The 19,783-nt window shown below is 54.0% G+C and carries 22 protein-coding genes; 12 read left to right on the top strand and 10 right to left on the bottom strand.

The window, feature by feature from the left end; genetic code table 11:
• Nucleotides 1-378: 378 nt before the first annotated feature.
• Nucleotides 379-750: a VOC family protein gene (locus IMQ33_RS23650; protein WP_196061685.1), complete on the bottom strand. Its 372-nt coding sequence runs from the start codon at nt 748-750 to the stop codon at nt 379-381.
• Between the two features lie 320 nt (nt 751-1,070).
• Between IMQ33_RS23650 and IMQ33_RS23645 the strand changes: the two genes are divergently transcribed.
• The 3 genes from IMQ33_RS23645 (at nt 1,071) to tynA (ending at nt 5,065) form a co-directional block, all read left to right on the top strand.
• Nucleotides 1,071-1,397, top strand: coding sequence for a DUF4762 family protein (locus tag IMQ33_RS23645; RefSeq protein ID WP_139102336.1), 327 nt, complete (start codon nt 1,071-1,073; stop codon nt 1,395-1,397).
• Nucleotides 1,398-1,691: 294 nt separating this feature from the next.
• Entirely contained in the window at nt 1,692-2,606 is a 915-nt protein-coding gene (gene feaR, locus IMQ33_RS23640) for a transcriptional regulator FeaR (protein WP_065683875.1), read from the top strand.
• Nucleotides 2,607-2,773: 167 nt separating this feature from the next.
• Nucleotides 2,774-5,065, top strand: coding sequence for a primary-amine oxidase (tynA, locus tag IMQ33_RS23635; protein WP_196062944.1), 2,292 nt, complete (start codon nt 2,774-2,776; stop codon nt 5,063-5,065).
• Nucleotides 5,066-5,137: 72 nt separating this feature from the next.
• Here the strand turns inward: tynA and IMQ33_RS23630 are convergent, their stop codons facing one another.
• The 5 genes from IMQ33_RS23630 to IMQ33_RS23610 form a co-directional block, all read right to left on the bottom strand.
• Nucleotides 5,138-6,631, bottom strand: coding sequence for an aldehyde dehydrogenase family protein (locus tag IMQ33_RS23630; protein WP_196062943.1), 1,494 nt, complete (start codon nt 6,629-6,631; stop codon nt 5,138-5,140).
• Between the two features lie 111 nt (nt 6,632-6,742).
• Nucleotides 6,743-7,345 carry a tellurite resistance methyltransferase TehB gene (tehB, locus tag IMQ33_RS23625; protein WP_173409737.1) on the bottom strand — a complete coding sequence of 201 codons (603 nt, stop codon included), beginning with the start codon at nt 7,343-7,345 and terminating at the stop codon, nt 6,743-6,745.
• Between the two features lie 126 nt (nt 7,346-7,471).
• On the bottom strand, nt 7,472-9,151 hold the full coding sequence (locus tag IMQ33_RS23620) for an alpha-keto acid decarboxylase family protein (protein WP_196062942.1): 1,680 nt from the start codon (nt 9,149-9,151) through the stop codon (nt 7,472-7,474).
• Between the two features lie 75 nt (nt 9,152-9,226).
• Nucleotides 9,227-9,469 (bottom strand): hypothetical protein, encoded by a 243-nt coding sequence (locus tag IMQ33_RS23615; protein WP_138106248.1) that lies wholly within the window; start codon nt 9,467-9,469, stop codon nt 9,227-9,229.
• Between the two features lie 70 nt (nt 9,470-9,539).
• Nucleotides 9,540-10,247 (bottom strand): DUF554 domain-containing protein, encoded by a 708-nt coding sequence (locus IMQ33_RS23610; RefSeq protein ID WP_196062941.1) that lies wholly within the window; start codon nt 10,245-10,247, stop codon nt 9,540-9,542.
• Nucleotides 10,248-10,493: 246 nt separating this feature from the next.
• On the opposite strand from IMQ33_RS23610, the gene pagP reads away from it, so the two are divergent.
• The 3 genes from pagP (at nt 10,494) to IMQ33_RS23595 (ending at nt 12,017) form a co-directional block, all read left to right on the top strand.
• Nucleotides 10,494-11,084 (top strand): lipid IV(A) palmitoyltransferase PagP, encoded by a 591-nt coding sequence (gene pagP / locus IMQ33_RS23605; protein ID WP_186579605.1) that lies wholly within the window; start codon nt 10,494-10,496, stop codon nt 11,082-11,084.
• 129 nt (nt 11,085-11,213) lie between these two features.
• Nucleotides 11,214-11,705 (top strand): DUF2501 domain-containing protein, encoded by a 492-nt coding sequence (locus tag IMQ33_RS23600; RefSeq protein ID WP_161713479.1) that lies wholly within the window; start codon nt 11,214-11,216, stop codon nt 11,703-11,705.
• 51 nt (nt 11,706-11,756) lie between these two features.
• Complete coding sequence (locus IMQ33_RS23595; RefSeq protein WP_098928476.1) at nt 11,757-12,017, top strand: DUF333 domain-containing protein; 261 nt, start codon at nt 11,757-11,759, stop codon at nt 12,015-12,017.
• A 15-nt stretch (nt 12,018-12,032) separates the two neighbouring features.
• On the opposite strand, the gene IMQ33_RS23590 is transcribed toward IMQ33_RS23595, so the two are convergent.
• Entirely contained in the window at nt 12,033-12,638 is a 606-nt protein-coding gene (locus tag IMQ33_RS23590) for a hypothetical protein (protein WP_196062940.1), read from the bottom strand.
• A 215-nt stretch (nt 12,639-12,853) separates the two neighbouring features.
• Between IMQ33_RS23590 and IMQ33_RS23585 the strand changes: the two genes are divergently transcribed.
• Together IMQ33_RS23585 and IMQ33_RS23580 are read left to right on the top strand one after the other, a co-directional pair.
• Nucleotides 12,854-13,636, top strand: a complete 783-nt coding sequence (locus tag IMQ33_RS23585; protein WP_065683883.1) for a DeoR/GlpR family DNA-binding transcription regulator — start codon at nt 12,854-12,856, stop codon at nt 13,634-13,636.
• A 2-nt stretch (nt 13,637-13,638) separates the two neighbouring features.
• On the top strand, nt 13,639-14,022 hold the full coding sequence (locus IMQ33_RS23580) for a VOC family protein (RefSeq protein WP_196062949.1): 384 nt from the start codon (nt 13,639-13,641) through the stop codon (nt 14,020-14,022).
• On the opposite strand, the gene IMQ33_RS23575 is transcribed toward IMQ33_RS23580, so the two are convergent.
• Nucleotides 14,023-14,931, bottom strand: a complete 909-nt coding sequence (locus IMQ33_RS23575) for a LysR family transcriptional regulator (RefSeq protein WP_021805533.1) — start codon at nt 14,929-14,931, stop codon at nt 14,023-14,025.
• Nucleotides 14,932-15,056: 125 nt separating this feature from the next.
• Here IMQ33_RS23575 and IMQ33_RS23570 point away from each other — a divergent pair, with 125 nt between their 5' ends.
• From IMQ33_RS23570 to IMQ33_RS23560, 3 genes are all read left to right on the top strand, one after another.
• Complete coding sequence (locus IMQ33_RS23570; RefSeq protein ID WP_024483887.1) at nt 15,057-15,944, top strand: pirin family protein; 888 nt, start codon at nt 15,057-15,059, stop codon at nt 15,942-15,944.
• Between the two features lie 75 nt (nt 15,945-16,019).
• A complete protein-coding gene (gene ycaC, locus IMQ33_RS23565) occupies nt 16,020-16,646 on the top strand; it encodes an isochorismate family cysteine hydrolase YcaC (protein WP_196062939.1) in 627 nt (208 codons plus the stop codon).
• Nucleotides 16,647-16,825: 179 nt separating this feature from the next.
• Complete coding sequence (locus tag IMQ33_RS23560; protein WP_021180237.1) at nt 16,826-17,080, top strand: hypothetical protein; 255 nt, start codon at nt 16,826-16,828, stop codon at nt 17,078-17,080.
• 34 nt (nt 17,081-17,114) lie between these two features.
• On the opposite strand, the gene IMQ33_RS23555 is transcribed toward IMQ33_RS23560, so the two are convergent.
• The gene (locus IMQ33_RS23555) at nt 17,115-17,900 is read right to left on the bottom strand and encodes a helix-turn-helix transcriptional regulator (protein ID WP_065683887.1); all 786 of its coding nucleotides are present in this window, start codon (nt 17,898-17,900) and stop codon (nt 17,115-17,117) included.
• 119 nt (nt 17,901-18,019) lie between these two features.
• On the opposite strand from IMQ33_RS23555, the gene IMQ33_RS23550 reads away from it, so the two are divergent.
• Complete coding sequence (locus IMQ33_RS23550) at nt 18,020-18,790, top strand: class I SAM-dependent methyltransferase (RefSeq protein ID WP_196062938.1); 771 nt, start codon at nt 18,020-18,022, stop codon at nt 18,788-18,790.
• A 42-nt stretch (nt 18,791-18,832) separates the two neighbouring features.
• Here the strand turns inward: IMQ33_RS23550 and aqpZ are convergent, their stop codons facing one another.
• Nucleotides 18,833-19,528, bottom strand: coding sequence for an aquaporin Z (gene aqpZ / locus IMQ33_RS23545; protein WP_065683889.1), 696 nt, complete (start codon nt 19,526-19,528; stop codon nt 18,833-18,835).
• Nucleotides 19,529-19,783: the final 255 nt, after the last annotated feature.

Below are 19,783 nucleotides of genomic sequence, written 5' to 3'. Positions count from 1 at the left end.
CAGGGAGAGGGAGCTGATAGCCCCAGCTCTTTTGGAAGTAAATAGATAATCTCAGAAAACTCGATCGCTCCCTTATCCCTGGTGTGTCGCTGAACTTTCAGAACCACCCCAGGGGTAAGAAGAAGCAAGGTAGGGGATTATGCAGAGCAATCAATGAACTCGCACTGCTCTTTTGGAAGTAAATAGATAATCTCAGAAAACTCGATCGCTCCCTTATCCCTGGTATGTCGCCGAACTTTCAGAACCGCACCAGGGGGTAAGAAGAAGCAAGGTAGGGGATTATGCAGAGCAATCAATGAACTCGATCTGATCCCCTCTCCCTCTGGGAGAGGGCTAGGGTGAGGGGCATCATTTGCGTATTGTTATAGCCAGAGGGCATTATTTCATGGAGTGCAGACCAATCACGTTGCCTTCACTATCTTTGGCGATGGAAATAAAACCATGTTCGCCGATGGCAAATTTTTCTTTCAGGATTTCACCGCCGTTTGGCACAATGCGGCTTTCTTCTTCGGCGCAATCCTCACATGACAGATAAACCATGGTTCCGCCCGCTCCAACTGGCACACCAGCCATTTTAACCAGTGCGCCGCCAGACCCTTCCCCACCTTCCTGGTAAGGGAATATCAGGTATTCCATGCCCTCGGTTTCCAGTTTTTCTAACTGCGTGTTGAATACTGCCTCATAGAACTTCTTTGCTCGGGGCATATCAGTAACATAAATTTCAAACCAGCTAACGATATTTTTATTCATGGTCTTCTCCAGTGGTATTGATTCTTGTTGTGCCTGATTGTTTATGTTATACGCACTGTTTATTTATACAGTGATATAGATCACGTAATCAACTCGTGTTTGGTCTGCTGTTGGGGACTTACCAGGATGAACTCTATTCAATAAAGTCCAATGAGATGATAACTGGTCAGCTGGGTTTATTGCTATTGCCGATATTGTAATATTTTATATCCGATATTTTTTTATTAATCATATAATGAATGTATGTTTAGGGTTTTAATGGTGGATTATTCTTGTTTTTAATTGAGACCAATCCATAACGTGGGGTAGGTAAGGCTTTAATGTTGACTGTGGATTTATTCTATTATTATAATTTAATCGCTTTAAGACGAGTATATCTCATCAAATTAAAGTTATTTTCTAGCAAAATATTGCAAATTCATTTTGGTAATTACTATAAGGATATATTTATGAAAAAATTAAACGCATCTGAAGTTTCAAATGTTGTTGGCGGTTATGTACTTGGCTGTGTTATTACCTATGAGCGTCAAACCACAGGTAGCGGTTCTTCTGCGGTAACCGTTTGCCGTCGCGTTGCCACCTGCCAAGGCAAGTTCGGTGAATTTTTGACTCGTGAACCAGCCGATCTGGCTCGCTGCGGTGCTTAATCGCAAGTAATCGTTAAGGTACGGCACTATGGATGGTGTTGTACCTTTCCTTTATTCCCCATAGTCTCTTCTTTTTTCTGCGATTATTTATAGCAATTATCCCCGCGATGACAGTTATCCTCTATTTGTAGTTTGTGATCCCGGCATCAAACCCCCTGAACAATGTTGAACGTATGTTATCAGTTTGTTATGTTAATTTTCTGACTGATGTCCAACTTGCCGCAGTTACCGGGGCATGCTGCTCAGTACGATAAGCCTGTTCTCTTTTGTTACTTATGTTTCAAGGGGTTAATCATGGTGGTTGCTACCCGGCTCACTGATGACAGTTTTGAACAGTGGTTAGGCCAAATCAATTCTGCCTGTGGCCGGTTTTGTGCCAAAACCCTGGCGCCTGGGTTTGCCGGTGCGATCCAGGAGTTCCACTCCCATGCATTACGCCTGAGCATAGTCGATGCTGCCCAGACCCGACTTTATCGCACCCGCCGCGAAGTAGAGCAAAGTGACGGTTGCCACTTTTTTACCGTATTCCAACTGCGTGGCCAGTCGGTTATGGAGCAGGGCGATCGGCAGGCGGTGTTGTCTGCCGGGGATATCACCCTGATCGATGCCGCGCAGCCCAGCAGCTTTACCTACCAACAGGGTTCCCGGCAGTTATCACTGTTGCTGCCGCGTAATTATCTCGAGCAGCAACTGCGTTTTACCGACCTGCCCGGTGCGCGGCGTATTGCTGCCGATAACGCAGTGGCTAAGCTCAGCCAGCAGTTGGTGTTGGGCAGTATGCAGAATGCGCAGATGAGCCGCCTGGAGAGCGAAGCGGTGCTTAACGCCGTGGCCACCTTGTTACAGCCAGCCTTGATGGAGCAAGATGAGGGGCAAGATAGCCACGAGCGCATTTTTACCCGATCGCTGGCGTTTATCGATCAGCATATTCAGTCCGAACAGCTGCGCCCAGAATGGGTTGCCAGTGAGATAGGCGTCTCCGTGCGTAGCCTGTACCGGCTATTTGCCCGCAAGGGGCTGGTGGTGGCGCAGTACATTAAAAACCGTCGTCTGGATCTCTGCGCCCAGGTTTTGCGCCAGGCCAAGGAGCGGCAAAAGCTGGCCAATATTGGTTATGACTGGGGATTTACCGATCACAGCCATTTCTCCACCGCTTTCAAGGCCCGTTTTGGCGTCTCGCCGAGCGCGTACCGCAAGCAGTATCTGTAACCCCGCCTGGATGATTTGCCAGCAGATTGTCAGGAGTGACAAATCGGATGGCAAGCACAACAAAATATCCCCAGTGAAGAGTTGCTATGGTGAATTGGGGCCCCGTAAAACGGGCTCATCACAACAACAACGGCGGTAATATCTCTTTGATGGGTGACGGGGGAAAGATGGTAGCTAACACAACAACAATCAAAACCAAACGTCTGCCAGCGGCGATTGCGCTGGCGTTAGGCTTGCTGATCGGCGCGGGTTGGCAGCCAACTGCGTTGGCTCATGGTGCCGTGGCACATATGGTGCCTTTGCAAAAAACGTTGGAGGAGTTTGGTGCTAGTGTGCAGTGGGATGACTACGCCCGCATGTTTGTGATCGTTAAAGATGGCGCCTATGTGAAGGTCAAACCGGATAGCCGCGAAGCCATCGTTAACGGCAAGCCGCTGAGATTACAGGTGCCGGTGGTGTTCAAGGGTAAAACGGCCTATATGTCCGACGAGTTTATCAACGAGGTGTTCCAGTCCGGCCTGGATCAGACCTTTGCGGTAGAGCACCGGGCCCATCCGCTAAATCCGTTGAGTGCGGCGGAGATTAACGCGGCGGTCGCCATCATCAAGGCGGCTCCGCAGTATAAAAACAACGTGCGCTTTACCGAAATCTCGCTGCGTGAACCGGAAAAAAGCCAGGTCTGGCAGTTCGTGCTAAGCGGCCGTGACGTACAGCAGCCCCGGCAGGCCGACATCACGTTGCTCGACGGGGTACATGTGATTGAAACCGTGGTCGATCTGCAACAGAAAAAGGTGCTGTCCTGGCAGCCGATCAAAGATGCTCAGGGAATGGTGCTGCTGGATGACTTCGCCAGCGTTCAGAGCATTATCAACGCCAGTAAAGAGTATGCCGAAGCCCTGAACAAACATGGCGTTGCGGACCCGAGCAAAGTGATCACCACGCCGCTGACCGTGGGTTATTTTGACGGCAAAGATGGCCTGCAGCAGGACCAACGCCTGCTGAAAGTGGTCAGCTATCTCGACGTTGGTGATGGCAACTACTGGGCTCATCCGATCGAAAACCTGGTAGCAGTGGTCGACCTCGAACAGAAGAAAATCATCAAAATTGAAGAGGGACCGGTGATCCCGGTGCCGATGAAGCCAACGCCGTACGACGGACGCGACCGCAAGGCCCCGAAAATCAAACCGTTGGATATCATAGAGCCGGAAGGCAAAAACTACACCATCACCGGCAACACCATCCACTGGCAGAACTGGGATTTCCACCTGCATCTGAATTCCCGCGTCGGGCCAGTGATTTCAACCGTGACCTATAACGATAATGGCCGTAAGCGCAAGGTGATGTATGAAGGGTCATTGGGGGGCATGATCGTGCCTTATGGCGATCCGGACGTGGGCTGGTATTTCAAAGCCTATCTGGATGCCGGGGATTACGGCATGGGCACGCTTACCTCACCGATTGCCCTTGGCAAAGATGCGCCGCAAAATGCGGTCTTGCTGGATGAGACCATTGCCGATTACACCGGTAAGCCGACCGCTATTCCACGTGCCATCGCCATCTTTGAGCGTTACGCCGGGCCAGAGTACAAGCATCAGGAAATGGGGCAGGCGAATATCAGCACCGAACGCCGTGAACTGGTAGTGCGCTGGATCAGTACGGTGGGCAACTACGATTACATCTTCGACTGGGTATTCCACCAGAATGGCACCATCGGCATAGACGCAGGGGCGACGGGTATTGAAGCGGTAAAAGGGGTGAAAGCCAGAACCATGCAGGATCCGACAGCCAAGCAGGATACGCAATACGGCACGCTGATCGATCACAACATTGTCGGCACCACCCATCAGCACATATACAACTTCCGGCTGGATATGGATGTGGATGGCGAAAATAACAGCTTGGTGGAGTTAAATCCGGATGTGAAGCCTAACGATCGGGTCGGCCCGCGTACCAGCACCATGCAGGTCGATCAGGTGAAAGTCACTACCGAACAGCAGGCGGCACAGAAATTCGATCCTTCCACTATCCGCTTGCTCAGCAACCCGAGCCGGTTGAACAAGATGGGTAACCCGGTTTCCTATCAGTTGATCCCGTATGCGGGTGGTACGCACCCGATCGCCAAGGGGGCCAATTTTGGCAAGGATGAATGGATTTACCACCGTCTGAGCTTTATGGATCGGCAACTGTGGGTAACCCGTTACAACCCGAATGAGCGTTATCCGGAAGGCAAATACCCGAACCGCTCGATCCACGATACCGGGCTGGGCCAATACACGGCGGATAATCAGCCGATAGACAACACCGACGACGTGGTCTGGCTCACCACCGGCACCACCCATGTGGCGCGAGCGGAAGAGTGGCCGATTATGCCAACCGAGTGGGTGCACGCCTTGCTCAAACCGTGGAACTTCTTCGATGAAACGCCAACGCTGAATCTGAACGGGCAAAAGCAGCAATAGTTTTTTGAGTTATCCATAAAACAGGGGGACGAATGAGAATTCGCCCCCTACTTTTTAATGGATGCAGCGCGGTTAGTAACGAATACACACCGATTTGGATTCTGTATAAGCATCCAACCAATCCGGGCCGAAATCACGGCCGCTGCCAGACTGCTTGAAGCCACCAAACGGCATGTTGGCATCGATTAATGTATGAGTGTTGACCCACACCGTGCCCGCCTGAATGCGTGGCGTATAAGCCATCGCCGCTTGCAGGCTGGTGGTCCACAGGCTGGCTGTCAGGCCATAGTCGGTATCGTTGGCCTTCTGCAGCGCTTCCTCGGCATCCGCCACGCGGATCAGGTTGACGACCGGGCCAAACACTTCTTCCCGCGCCAGGTTCAGGCTGTCATCAGGATTGATCACCAGCGTTGGGGGAATATAGAAGCCTTGTAAGTCTGGCCCGGCGGCACCGGTGATCAACTCGGCGTGTTTGTTGCGGGCATCATCCAGATAGGCGGCCACCTTGTTGCGGTGCTCTTTGGACACCAGTGGGTTGATCTGGGCGTTGCCATCCATCCCCGGCCCGACAGAAAGTGACTTCACTGCCTGTTCAAAACCGGCGACCAGCCGATCGTAAATCGGTGCTTCAATATAGATACGTGAGCTGGCGGCGCAGACCTGCCCCTGGTTGAGGAAGCTGCCGGCCATCAATCCTTCGATCACCTGTTGCAGATCGGCATCTTTCAGCACGATGGCCGGGTTTTTACCCCCCAATTCTAACGTGACTCGGGTTAACCGATCCGCCGCTGCGCGTGCGATCCCTTTTCCCACCGGCGTGGAGCCGGTAAAGCTCACTTTGGCGATTAGCGGATGTTCCGTCAGCGCCTTACCGCAGACAGTTCCCTTGCCGGTCACCACGTTAAACACGCCCGGTGGTACGCCTGCCTCGCTGGCTAGCTCAGCTACACGCAGCAGGGTAAGAGGCGTAGTTTCAGACGGTTTGATGACGATAGAACAGCCCGCAGCCAGCGCTGGCATCACCTTCCACATGCCAATCAGCAGCGGGAAGTTCCAGGGGACAATCCCGGCCACTACGCCGATCGGCTCCTTGCGGGTATAGACCTGATATTTGGCTCCCGCCGGCATCGGAATGGAGACATCCAGGGTTTGGCCGACGATCTTGGTGGTCAGCCCGGCGGTATAGCGCATCCAGTTCAGCGTGCAGCCCACTTCAAAGGCGCGGGAGATGTTGATGGATTTCCCCTGTTCCAGGGTTTCCAACTGGGCCAGCTCCTCGGCGTGTTGCTCAACCAGATCGGCGAAGCGCAGTAAAATGCGCTCACGTTCGGCGGGTAGGCGCTGTGCCCAAACGCCAGCGGTAAAGGCCTGATGGGCCGAGATGACGGCCAGTTCCACGTCGGCGGCGTTGGCATCGGCGGTGCAGGAGATCTGTTTGCCGTCAGCAGGGTTATAGACCGCCAGCCGCGATTCGGCCAGGGAGGTTTGCCACTGGCCGTTGATATACAGGCCGTGCTGACGATCGAGGAAACGGACTACGCTGTCCAGTATGGTCACATTAGGCATACGCCCTCCTAAGGGAATAAACGGATCGTTACCCTTAACAGTCTATAGCGTTATGCCCAATGCGGTTTTCATCTGCCTGACATTTGGTTTGTACTGCGTGACACTTGCGGACTATTTACGCGCCAACAAGGTGGCGAAACGCAGTTTGATGCGGTTGCCCTCGGCATCTACGCGGTGCAGCTCGCCGGGGTTCTCGTTATATTTGATGATGTCCCAATCTCGATAATACTCTTTTAACTCATCCGGCTTGAAGGTGAATGAGAAGGGCACCGTGCAAGGGTAATCTGGCGTATCCATGGCCGCGACGATCAGGTTGTAGCCCCCTTTAACCGTGCTGTCTTGCATATTGCGCACAATGTGTGGGATCTGCTGGCGATCCAGGAACATAAACACCACGGTAGACAAGATAAAGTCGTACTGGCCGCTAAAGCGATGAGTATTGAGATCCTGCTCGCTGGCGCTGATGTGTGTAAGCTGCTCGGTAGCTATGATCTGGTTTATCGCGGCGATCGACGCAGCGTTTTTGTCCCAGGCGGTAACATCAAAACCTTTCAGGTTGAGATACAGCGAATTGCGTCCGCTGCCACAGCCCAGATCCAGCGTCTTGCCGGGCGCGATCAGTTTGGCGGCTTCAAGGACTTCGGAATGGGTGGCCGTCAGGGAGTATTTTTGGGTGTAGTAGTTTTCTGGCAGGGTGGTCTGCTGATCCATCATGATGTTCCTCTATATTTGATGTATATAAAATACATCTTTAATGGCCTTTTGCCTAGCCGTTGAGAGGAGCACAGTATACCCGTTCAGTTTGGCCTGGCGGTATCCCTGTGCCAGGCCCTGGTTTTATCAGGCAATGCGCCTTGGGTTGTGTAGCCCAAAGTTAAAGCTGTTGCAGCGGCGGCAGAACTCTTTCATCGCCGGTGGGGAATCCATCATTGGCAACTTCACCTCGATAAACGCCAACTGGTCCTGACGCGAAGCCTGCTCCAGCGCCATCTCCAGCTGTTGGCTGGTTTCTACCGCGACGCAAAACGCCTGGGTCTGCGGGCTTAGCACCGCCGGGAGTTTGGCATAATCCCACGAGCCAATATCGTTATAAGACGACGTTTCGCCAAGGATATAGCGCTCAATGGTGTAACCGTCGTTATTGATCAGAAAGACGATCGGCTTTTGCTCATGGCGTAACAGCGTTGAGAGTTCCTGGGCGGTGAGCTGGAAAGAGCCATCACCAATAAACAGCAACTGCCGGCGTTCGGGCGCGGCCATCATCGTGCCGAGCAATGCCGGTAAGGTATAGCCGATCGATCCCCAAATCGGTTGGTTGACCACGGTAACGCCGTTTGGCATTCGCATGCCGCCGATCGCTGCACCAGAAGTACCATTTTCAACAACCAGCACGTCATCCGCCTGAATAAAGCGCCGTATCCGCTGCCAGAAATAGTCCTGATCGAGCGGTTCGCTGCTTGGCTGCGCCAGTTTCTGCTGCGGTCCGGATAGTGGTTTCAGCGGCGGCTGGCTGGTGGCAGGAGCTTTCTCCAGTAGAGCTTGCAGCAGCTCGCTTGCCGTTACCGCCGGATAGGAGAGGTTATCCAGCTTCAGCGAAAAAGGCTGAATATCTACCACCGACTGCTCTGGGATCTGCTGGCTAAAATAGCCGGTAGTGGAATCCACCAGGCGTACGCCAAAGCTTAAAATACAATCCGACTGGGCCATTAGCTCGAACAGCTCGGGGCGAGATAGATCGCCGCTATAACCACCTTGCCAGCCCGGCGTGTTCTCTGAGATCGCACATTTTGCCGTAGGCATATTGGTTAACGGGATAGCGAATTTATCCGCCAGCGCTAACACCTGCGTTTGAAGCTGATATCGTTCGACCATCTGATCGATCAGGATGATTGGCCGTTTAGCACGGCTAATTCGTTCGAGCAGGGCTGCGCTGGCAAGCTGAAGATGGCTGGCATCGCTGCTTGGCAAGCGATACGGGGCGGGATTATCGGCAACCTCAATTTCCACTTCACAAATGTCTGAAGGGAGCTGCAGGTAAACCGGTTTTTTGCGTTGCCAGGCGCAGGCGATGACTCGCGGGATCTCCGTGGCGGCATTTTCCGGGGTGATGAGCGCCTGCGCCACGGTGAACTGCCGGAAACAGTTCATCACGTTATCAAAATTGCCGTCTGCCAGGGAGTGGTGCAGCAGCGCATTGCCCTGCATGGCGTGCAGCGGTGGCGTACCGGCAATGCAAATCACCGGGGCGGATTCCGCATAGGCTCCGGCAATGCCGGAAAGGGCCGCCAGATCGCCCACGCCATAGGTGGTGATCAACGCCCCGGCGCCTTTGAGGCGGGCATAGCCGTCGGCGGCGTAAGCGGCGTTCAGCTCGTTACAGTTGCCAATGAATTCGCACTCTTGATCATGCTCGATGGTTTCCAGCAGTGCCAGGTTGTAATCGCCGGGCACGCCGTAGATGCGATCCACTTTCAGGGCGCGCAGTTGTTGCAGGATGAATGAACCTATGGTGATCCTCATTGATTGCTCCACATTCACGTCAATTTATTGTTATTTAACCGGGCGCAGCAGGGAACGGCTGGCGATGTCGCGCGGTTAATCGTTGAAAATGCGAGTCGCTTGTAGGGCGTCAGCATTAACAGTTGGTGAAAGTGGCGGCTTGTTCAAGTTGAGCGGGTTTGGGGAAGGATTGCCTATCGTATCAAGGAGTTTACGACCCAAAAGGGGTAGCAACAGCGGTTTTCGCAGGGGGCGGTACTTTTCTTGCATTGATGGCCGCAGGAAATTGCGGCAAGGGCAGAAAGGAAACGCCAGACGGGTACTTTCCGCCATCGTCATTGCTCTCCTGGCTGGGCGTCAATTTTTCGCTACGCCAGGAGGAAGATAATTTAAAGTGGTGGAGTGGCGCTCAGAAGAACATGATCCAGGCCGCCGAAATCGGCATCGCCAACACCAATGCTGGCAGCATATTGGCTACCGGGAACAGCTTGATGCCGCAGATGCGCAAGCCGGTGGCCAACATCATTAACCCGCCAACGGCAGAAAAATCGGCCTGCATCGCCGGTGTAGTCAGCGGCAAAATGAACACGGCGCCAAACGCCAGCGCTAGCTGGATGACCAACTGCGGGACGGCGATCAACGCCACGGCCAGGCCAAGCGTGGAAGCAAAAATCAGCGCGGTGAACAGATCGAGGAACGATTTGGCGATCAGCACGCTGGTATCCCCGGTCATCCCTTCGTGCATGGAGCCAAAGATGCCGGTGCCGCTGGCACAAAACAGCACGATAATGGCGACATATGCCTCCAGAAACTCTTTCTGGTCCTCTCTGACAGCGCCTTTGGGGGCCATCAGATTTCGGGCCCAGCCTCCGATGCGGCTGATGCCCCGTTCGATGTAGCAAAGCTCGCCAAGCAGTGCTCCCAGCACCAGTGCCAATACCATCACCGGCATATGTGCGACCTTGCCGATCAACACTACGCCCATGCCCATCGAGGTAATACCAAAGGTCATTGGCAATGCCAGGCGCACCCGCTCCGGCAGCCTATGACCCAACATTGCCCCTGCAATACCACCGGCCAATATTGCTGCACCATTAATAAATGGACCAATAACCATACCTATCCCTCGGCAAATAAAACCTAAGGTTCCTCCATAAGTCGTTGAGGTGCAAGCAGGATAACCGGAGTTTTCTGACAGACAACGCGTGTACAGGCGCATAACTTGGGCGCGTACGCCAATGGGCACCAAACTTAACCGTCTCTCAACGAGGGGTGATAAAAGCATCGGGCCAGTGAGATACGGCTTGCTCAGGATAGGACGATCGGTAAGAATCCCCGGCTTTATTTTTACAGGAGTTGCGAAATGGTGGTTAAAAGGATCTTGTTAGCCGGGGGGGTGGCGTTGATATTTCCTGCACTGCCTTCCTACGCCGAAGTTAGTGCGGAAAATAGCAATGTCGCGCACGCTGAAGATCCAGGCTGGTGGGGGCGTTTTACCGGCAACGTGGCGGAAACCTGGAACAACTCGCCCAATAAGGAGCTCTATCTCCCGGCGATCACCTGGCACAACCGCTGGACCTACGATAAGGAAAAGACCGACGAGTACAACGAGCGTCCCTGGGGAGCGGGCTATGGCATCTCACGGTTTGATGCCGATGGTGATTGGCACGCGATCTACCTGATGGCGTTCAAGGACTCCTTCAACAAGTGGGAGCCGATCGGCGGTTATGCCTATGAGAAGATCTGGCGGCCGATTGAAGGGGAGGATTTTCGTCTGGGGCTGGGGTTTACCGCCAGCGTGACCGCTCGTGATAACTGGAAATATATCCCGATCCCCGCGCCGCTGCCGTTGGCCTCGATCGGTTATAAGCAACTGACCTTCCAGGCCACCTATATTCCGGGTACCTACAATAACGGTAACGTGTTCTTTGCCTGGTTGCGCTGGCAGTTCTGATGACTTGCCGAAATTCTGAAAAATGCGCGACAGCCCGAATGAACGGAACTTGTCGCTTGGCACGGCGTCCGAGCTAAGCGTGGTGTTAATTGCGCCGTCATTTCGAAGTTACACAGGAGCCTTACCGTTATGAATACCACACATCGCTTATTGTTGGCCCTGAGCTTGACCACGGTAATGGCTACGGGCAGCGCCCAGGCCGCCGGGTTGATGGACTCTCTCAGCAGTGCTGCCACAGAACTGAGCAAATCGGGTGGCAGCACCAGCAACGGTGGCATGTCGCTGTCTTCGCTTAGCGGATTACTCAACGGCGGTGATAAAGCGTTGAGCTCCTCCAGCATGACCAACGCTGCAGGGATCTTGCAATACTGCGTGCAGAATAACGTTCTGTCGGCGAACGGCACCGAAGCGGTGAAAGACCAACTGCTGAATAAACTGGGCATCACCAGCACGGCCAATGCCAACAGTGAAGATTATCAGCAAGGACTGGGTGGCCTGCTGAATACCGGCAAGGGCAACACGCTGGATCTGAATAGCCTTGGCACCTCGCAAATTACCGAGAAGGTGAAGCAGAAAGCCTGCGATCTGGTGCTGAAGCAGGGCATGTCCTTTATTTCCTGATCCCTTTAGGGGAGCGATGCTCCCGCTCAATTCACGGTGAAGATAATCTCAATGACCAAGATCCTGATGCTTTCTCTTTTCGCTAGTGTGGCTTTGTTACAGGGGTGTACGGCGAAAACCAATGATGATGCGCCTGCGCCGCCGAAGGTAATTGGCATGGCGAATCCGGCAGATGTGTATTGCGGCCAGATTGGCGGCAAGCTTAACCCCAAGCAGAATGCTCAGGGGCAGTATTCCACCTGCACCTTGCCTGATGGGCAAGAGATTGAAAGTTGGGAGCTGTTCCGCCGCGACCATCCGGCGAAAAAATAACCCGGTAGGACGCTGCTAGAACTCTCTATCACTTATCGGATGATATTGGCCTGGCCCCTCCTCTGAAAAGGTCAATGGTAGCCTGCCATCGGGCCGATCTGCCACCGAGAGGGCCGTACGGAAGCTACAACCGCTGTGGATGTTTTTCACCTTCATCACATAGCGGCCGTTGGGCTCCAGCTTGATATTGAAACTGCTGGCGGCGGGGAGGAACACCTCGGCCAGCAGTTGCTTGGTGGCGTTCTCCAGTTTGACCAACACGGCAAATTCATTGTGCTGATTATCCAGCGTTAACGTCTGCAATTTGCTGCCGGTTTGCCAATCTGGCTCATGGAGATAACCTGCCGAAGCGGGCCATGGGCTGCCCTGATTATCTGGCAACGGCCCAACGCAGTGTTGGCGTGCTTCCCGTAATGGGGCTTCCCGTTGGATCACGTAATTCTGTGGCGCGGCAAGGGTAAAACTCTCCTCCTGTACTCCTTCACTGAAGTGGTGCTTAGCCAGCAAAACCCCGGCAGCAAGCAGCAAAAAGAAGATCAACAGGGTCAGCCGATTGCGGAAGATCGGTGCCAATAGCCTGCCCGGTAGTTGAAACAGCCAGCTTGCAACTCTCAATAGCATTGTTTTTCCTTTATGGCCGCCTGTCTTTCAAGCCGCAACTTGCCTTTCAATAGGTGTTTAATCAGAGCGTTACGTCTGCGTTAACGTAACTTTTTCCAGTATAGCCAACATCCTGACGGCGAAAATCGCCAAAAGCGCTTTTTATAGAAAACCATTGTACGTTTGTGTTCGTTTGTATACATTTATGTTCATTGTTACGTCGCTGGACCTTCAGAATGTCAAAACTGCTGCCCAATGAGCGCCACCAGGCCATCCTTGCCACCTTGCAACAGCAGGGGCGAGTGCTGGCGATCGAAATGGCGGCGCAACTGCATACCACAGAGGCCACCATCCGCCGCGATCTGCGCCAACTGGCGGCGCAAAACCTGTGCAAACGGATCTATGGTGGGGCGTTGGCGCTCACGCCTGCCGGTGGCTACATGGCCGAGCGGGTTGAGATAAGTGGCGATGAAAAACAGCGGCTGGCTCAAGCAGCCTTGCCCCTGATCCAAACCGGGCAGGTGATCTTTCTTGATGCGGGCAGCACCTACCTTTATCTGGCCGATCTGCTGCCCCGCGATCGGCAACTCACCGTGGTGACCAATGCGTTAAGCGTGGCCAGCCGCCTGCTGGAACGCCCCGGGATCCGTACTATTTTGATAGGCGGTGAGGTAGATGCAGAAATCGGCGGCAGCGTCGATGCCAAGGCATTGGCCGAGATTGCCTCGTTTCGTTTCGATATCGCCTTTACCGGCGTCTGTGCTTACGATCCCGACAGTGGCTTTACCGCGCTGCGCTATCAGGAGGCGCAGTTCAAGAAGCAGATGCTGGCACGCGCTGGCAACGTCGCGGTGCTGTGTACCCGTGACAAGTTCAATACCTACGCGCCTTATACGCTACTGCCCGCCAGCCAGGTCGATTATCTGGTGATTGCCCGTGGCGGCCATGCGCAACTCGAACAGCAGGTCACTCTCAGCGGTGGCAGCGTGCTGTATATTCCCGCAGATGATGGAGAGTGATGATGAAAATCGCCCATGTTGCCCTATGGACACAGGATATTGAGGCTCAGGTCGGCTTCTGGCAGCGCTATTTCAATGGCGTAGCGGGGGAGGAGTATGTAAGCAAGAATCGCCCAGGCTTTATCTCACGCTTTGTTCAACTGGCGGATGGCCCCGCGTTGGAGATCATGTGCGTCCCTGGACTGTTGCCGGGGGGGAAAGGTGAGGAACGCGTGGGTTGGGCCCATATTGCGCTGTCGCTTGGCAGCGAGGCGTTGGTGGACGAACTTGCACAGCGGGCCAAGCAAGAGGGGATTTTGGAGGCGGCACCGCGCTGGACCGGTGATGGCTTTTATGAGGCCATCATTCGCGATCCAGACGGCAACGCGATCGAAATCACCGCCTGATCACGCTTCCTCCAGGGTGGCAAACTGCTGAGCCAGAAAATCGATCAGTAGCCGTACCGCTGGCAGCATGCCACGGCGTGAGGGATAGACAATATGGATCACGCCGCCCTGAGGTTGCCAGCCGGGTAACAGTTGCACCAGATCGCCCCGCAGGATCTCGTCGTGCATCATCATGGTCGGCAGTTGAACGATACCGGCCCCGGCAATTGCCGCGGTACGCAGCATCAGCATGTCGTCGGTGACCAGTCTGGGCTGATGCTCCCACTGGAACGTCTGCCCCTCCGGGCCGCTGAGTTGCCATTGATGCTGTGTTCTGGCCGGGCCGAGATCGAGCGTTGGGTAGTTCTGCAACCCAGCGGGTGAATCGATAGCGCCGATGGTGCGTACCAATGCCGGGCTGGCTGCGATGCACCAGCTGCGCTGAGCCAGGATTTTCAATACCAGGTCGCTGTCTTCTAACGGCGGTGGCCTGACTCGAACCGCCAGATCCAACCCTTCACCCACCACATCGACCCGGCGGTTGGTCGCCTCCAGATGCACCGTCACTCGTGGATAATCCGCCATAAACCTGGCCACCATGCTACCGATACGCGTATGCAACATCGCCACCGGGCAAGACATGCGTACCGTGCCGCAAGGCTCCGCCCGGGTCTGTTCGATTGCCTGCTGTGCCGCTTCGGCCTCAACCAGCATCGCCTTGCAGTGCACATAATAGCTTTGCCCTAAATCGGTCACCGAGAAACGCCGGGTTGAACGCTGGATCAGGCGTACGCCGAGCCGTTCTTCCAACTGCGCCACGCGGCGGCTGAGCTTCGATTTGGGAATGCCCAGCGCACGCCCTGCCGGGGCAAATCCCTGATGGTCTACCACGCTGGCGAAGAAATACAGATCGTTCAGGTCTGTCTGCATCGGTTCCCCTATCGTTCTATTTATAGAACACTGAGTGTATATCTTGCCGACTACTGCGGCAAATCGCCCTGGACTAAACTTCTGTCATCAACGTTAGGCCGCGAGGCCAGCAACAGGAGTTTAAGATGAAAAAGATCCTTGGTGTTTATAACAGCCCGGAAGCTCACTGGGTCGGCAACGGTTTCCTGGTGAACTCCCTGTTCTCATATAACGAACTGGGTGCAGAGATGAGCCCGTTCCTGCTGCTGGATCACGCTGCGCCAACCAAATTCCGCTCGCACAGTGGCCGACGTGGCGTGGGGCAGCATCCCCATCGCGGGTTTGAAACGGTCACCATCGTCTATCAGGGCGAAGTAGAGCATCGCGATTCCACCGGCAGCGGAGGGGTGATCGGCCCTGGCGATGTGCAGTGGATGACGGCAGCGTCGGGCATCTTGCACGAAGAGTTTCATTCCAAAGACTTTTCGCAGAAAGGGGGCACCATAGAAATGGTGCAACTTTGGGTCAACCTGCCAGCCAAAGACAAAATGGCGGCGCCGGGTTACCAGACTTTGCTGAACCAGGATATTCCTGTCGTGCCTCTGGCAGATAACGCCGGGCAGGTCAGGGTGATTGCCGGGAACTACGGTGGTCATGCTGGCCCAGCGCGTACCTTCAGCCCGATCAACGTGTGGGATATGAAGCTGAACGCCGGGCATACCACCACTTTGCAGGTGGAGGAAGGGCATACGCTGGCCGTGGTAATGCTGCATGGGGCGATTCTGGTCAACGGCGAGCAGATTGTGCGGGAAACGCAAATGGTGCTGCTGGATCGCGCTGGCGACTCAATCACCCTAGAGGCAAATGGTGACGTCAGCTTGCTGGTGCTGAGTGGTGAACCTATCGATGAGCCCATCGTCGGTTACGGCCCCTTCGTGATGAACAGCGAGGCGGAGATCCAACAGGCTTTCCGTGATTTCAACAGCGGTCAGTTTGGCGCGATGCCGCTGACTACCGCAGGCAGCAATCAATAACCTCTGTGTCCCGGTACGGAAAACGTTCTCCGTATCGGGCACCTACTTAACTTACCCATAGGAAGGAGTTGTAACATGACAGCAAATTACAAGCGTCTCGATAAAGACCAGGCCGCCGTGCTGCTGGTGGATCATCAAGCTGGGCTGCTATCACTGGTACGCGATATCGATCCCGATCGTTTCAAGAACAACGTATTGGCTCTGGGCGATCTGGCGAAATACTTCAATCTGCCGACAATCCTGACCACCAGTTTTGAAACTGGCCCCAATGGTCCTTTGGTGCCCGAGTTAAAGGCCCAGTTCCCAGATGCGCCTTATATTGCACGCCCTGGTCAGATTAACGCCTGGGACAATGAAGACTTCGTTAAGGCGGTTAAAGCCACTGGTCGCAAACAGTTGATCATCGCTGGCGTGGTGACGGAGGTCTGCGTGGCGTTCCCGGCATTGTCGGCATTGGCTGAAGGTTTTGAGGTCTTTGTGGTGACTGATGCCTCCGGTACCTTTAACGAGTTGACGCGGCAGTCCGCATGGAGCCGCATGGAAGCCGAAGGCGCGCAGTTAATGACCTGGTTCGGCGTGGCTTGCGAATTGCACCGTGACTGGCGTAATGATGTCGAAGGCTTGGGGACGCTGTTTGCCAACCATATTCCAGACTATCGTAACCTGATGACCAGCTACAGTGCGCTGACCTCAGGCAAGTGATCGGTGTGGCGCAGCTACCAGGCTGCGCCCTGTTCCAATAAAACGTCTCCCAAAATCCCATCCCCGCTCTTTGCTCAACGGGCAACATATTGAAATTTACGCTTCTTTACTGATAAACCGATTGAAAATTCAGCGGTATTTCCACATATAATGGAGTGTTAATTTCACAAGGAGCGCGTATGGGAATCAGTGAAGAAGAAGCACTCCGTCGGTTGAGTCTAGAAAAAAATGCCGTCGGTAATTCGGCGAAATGGGTGGCAATTGTTTCAGCCGCTTACTTTGCTCTGATGGCGTTTTATGGCCATCCCACCGGCGTATTGGCCATGTCCGGCGCCATTTTTGTCGTTTCAACCACTACCTGGCTGAAAAAACGCCAGAAAGTCAAAGCTTACCGCCAGGTTCTGGCGAAGATTGACAGTGACCAAACCCCCTAACGCCGTTTGCCAGGCGCATTAATTTTTTAGCGGGCTAGCGTAACGGCATTAACATAACCAACTTCAACCCGCTGTGCTCCGCCGGGTAGAACGTTACTTGCTGAAAATGCCGCTCCCCCTGCTGTGGGTGGCTGAAGGTACGTTCGCCGCCTTCACGGGCCATCACGTCCTGCTGTTTCCACCAATGATGAAAAGCGTCGCTGTTGTGGGTCATATTGCGCACAAAGGCACGTATCTCTTCCGTTCCCTGATGATGGCTGGTTTCTGCACGAAACTCGGCCACCACTCGTCGAGCCCGATTTTCCCAGTCACTGACCAGCATCTTCGCCTGAGGGTGAAAAAACATGAAGTGCAGCAGGTTGGGGGTTTTTGCCTGCTTAAGCCAATCGCAGAACAGCTCCTCCGCCTGTGGGTTCCAGGCCACCATATTCCAGGTGAGATCGAGCAGATAACAGGGCACGGTCATTTGATGCACGCTTTGCAGTACGGCGGCATTAATCGTTTCCTGCGGCTGTTCTTTTTCAGGATCGGTGATATGTGCCAGGGTGAACAGATAGTGCCGCTCGGCATGTCCCAGCCGTAACGCGGTGGCGATGCGTGCCAGCGTATAGGGGGAAATCGACACCTCGCGCCCCTGTTCTATCCAGGTATACCAGGTGGCGCTGATGCCACTGATTTGTGCCAACTCTTCACGGCGTAAACCACTGGTGCGGCGACGTGTGGCGGTGGGCAGGCCCAGCATTTCTGGCGTGACCCGCTCGCGGTGCGCACGTAAAAAGGCACCAAGGGCTTTCTGGCTGGAAATTGCGTCTGATTCCATTAGGGTGGTACCTGTTTATACTAGGATAACTGCTCATATTGTACCCGTATAGCTGCTTGATTATAGTCATTACCAGCCATCTCGGCACCGGCGTAAGCCAGATAATAATGGGAGCAGCTATGAGCATCAGCAACAGCCATAAAAATGCGGTCGACCGCCAGTTTGGCGAACAGGCCAATGCCTACCTGACCAGTGCGGTACATGCGCAAGGGAAAGACCTGCAACGCCTGGCCAAGCTGTTGGCAGGGAGTACCGATGCCCGCTTGCTCGATCTGGGGTGTGGGGCAGGGCATGCCAGCTTTACCGCTGCGGCCCATGTTGGGCAGGTGGTGGCGTACGATCTGTCGGCGCAGATGCTGACGGTGGTCGGCAACGCGGCACAGGAAAAGGGATTGGCGAATATTCAGGTGCAGCAGGGCGTGGCGGAGTACTTACCCTTTGATGACGCCAGCTTTGACGTGGTGATCAGCCGCTACTCGGCACACCATTGGCACGATGTGGGTCGGGCATTGCGTGAAGTTAAACGGGTATTGAAACCCGGCGGGCGAGCCATCTTTATGGATGTGGTTTCCCCTGGGCATCCGTTATTGGATATCTATCTGCAAACGGTCGAAGTGCTGCGGGATACTTCGCACGTGCGTAACTATGCACCGGGTGAGTGGTTGAGCATGTTTACTGAGTCGGGGTTGCTGGTGCGGGAAGTCACGGCCGATCGTCTGGATTTGGAGTTCAGCAGTTGGGTGGCCCGGATGCGTACGCCTGAGCATTTTGTCACGGCGATCCGTGCGTTACAGCAGGGGGGAGCAGAAGATGTTCGCCAACACTTTGCCATTCAGACCGATGGCTCATTTACCAGTGACATCATGATGTTCGAAGCGGTAAAAGGTTAAAATTTCAGGGCAGCCGTTGCGGGCTGCCCTGAAAATCCATACTTACTTCTTGTCTTCCAACAGGCAACGGTAGATCAAGCCACCGATAACACCGCCGATCAGCGGTACCAGCCAGAATACCCACAGCTGTTGCAACGCCCAGGTCCCCTGGAAGATTGCCACGGCGGTACTACGTGCCGGGTTAACTGAGGTATTGGTAACAGGAATACTGATCAGGTGGATCAGTGTCAACGCCAGGCCGATGGCCAAAGGCGCAAAGCCTGCCGGTGCGCGTTTATCGGTCGCACCATGGATAACGATCAGGAAGAATGCGGTCAGTACTAATTCAATAACGATGGCGGCCTGCAAAGAATAACCACCCGGTGAATGCTCGCCATAGCCGTTAGAAGCAAAACCGCTGGTAGTTGCATCAAAGCCGGTTTTACCGCTGGCAACTAAATAAAGCACCGCGGCGGCGGCAATACCACCAATCACCTGGGCAACCACATAGGGAATAACATCTTTGGCAGGGAAACGGCCGCCTGCAAATAATCCCATTGTGACTGCTGGGTTAAAGTGCCCACCAGAAATATGGCCAACAGCATAGGCCATGGTGACCACGGTAAGGCCGAACGCTAAAGCAACTCCAGCAAAACCAATACCTAATTGAGGAAAGGCTGCGGCCAGCACTGCGCTACCACAACCACCGAACACCAACCAAAAAGTACCGAAAAATTCGGCAAAAAGTCGCTTTGACATAGATTCCATCCTGCTGGGGGAACAAACTAACGGACGTTAGCATTAAAACTATAGAGCACCTTTTTAATATTGTAGTGGCCTATAGCATAAATTTTCGCGCACACCTTCGATTACGGCCGGTATTAAAGCCCTATCTTTTTATTTTGTCTATGTGAAAGCGAATATTTTAAGAAATTATCTTATTTTTTGCTGTTTTTTTATCTTGCTTATGGGTAATTTTCCTATTTTATATAGGATTAATTCCGTGTTTTATTT

Source organism: Serratia sp. Res13-Sevr-LER1-36-b (assembly GCF_015673035.1).
In the GTDB taxonomy this organism is placed as follows: Bacteria; Pseudomonadota; Gammaproteobacteria; order Enterobacterales; family Enterobacteriaceae; genus Chania; species Chania fonticola_C.
Note: the sequence above shows the minus strand (reverse complement) of the source record. Positions and strands in the feature narration are given on the sequence as shown.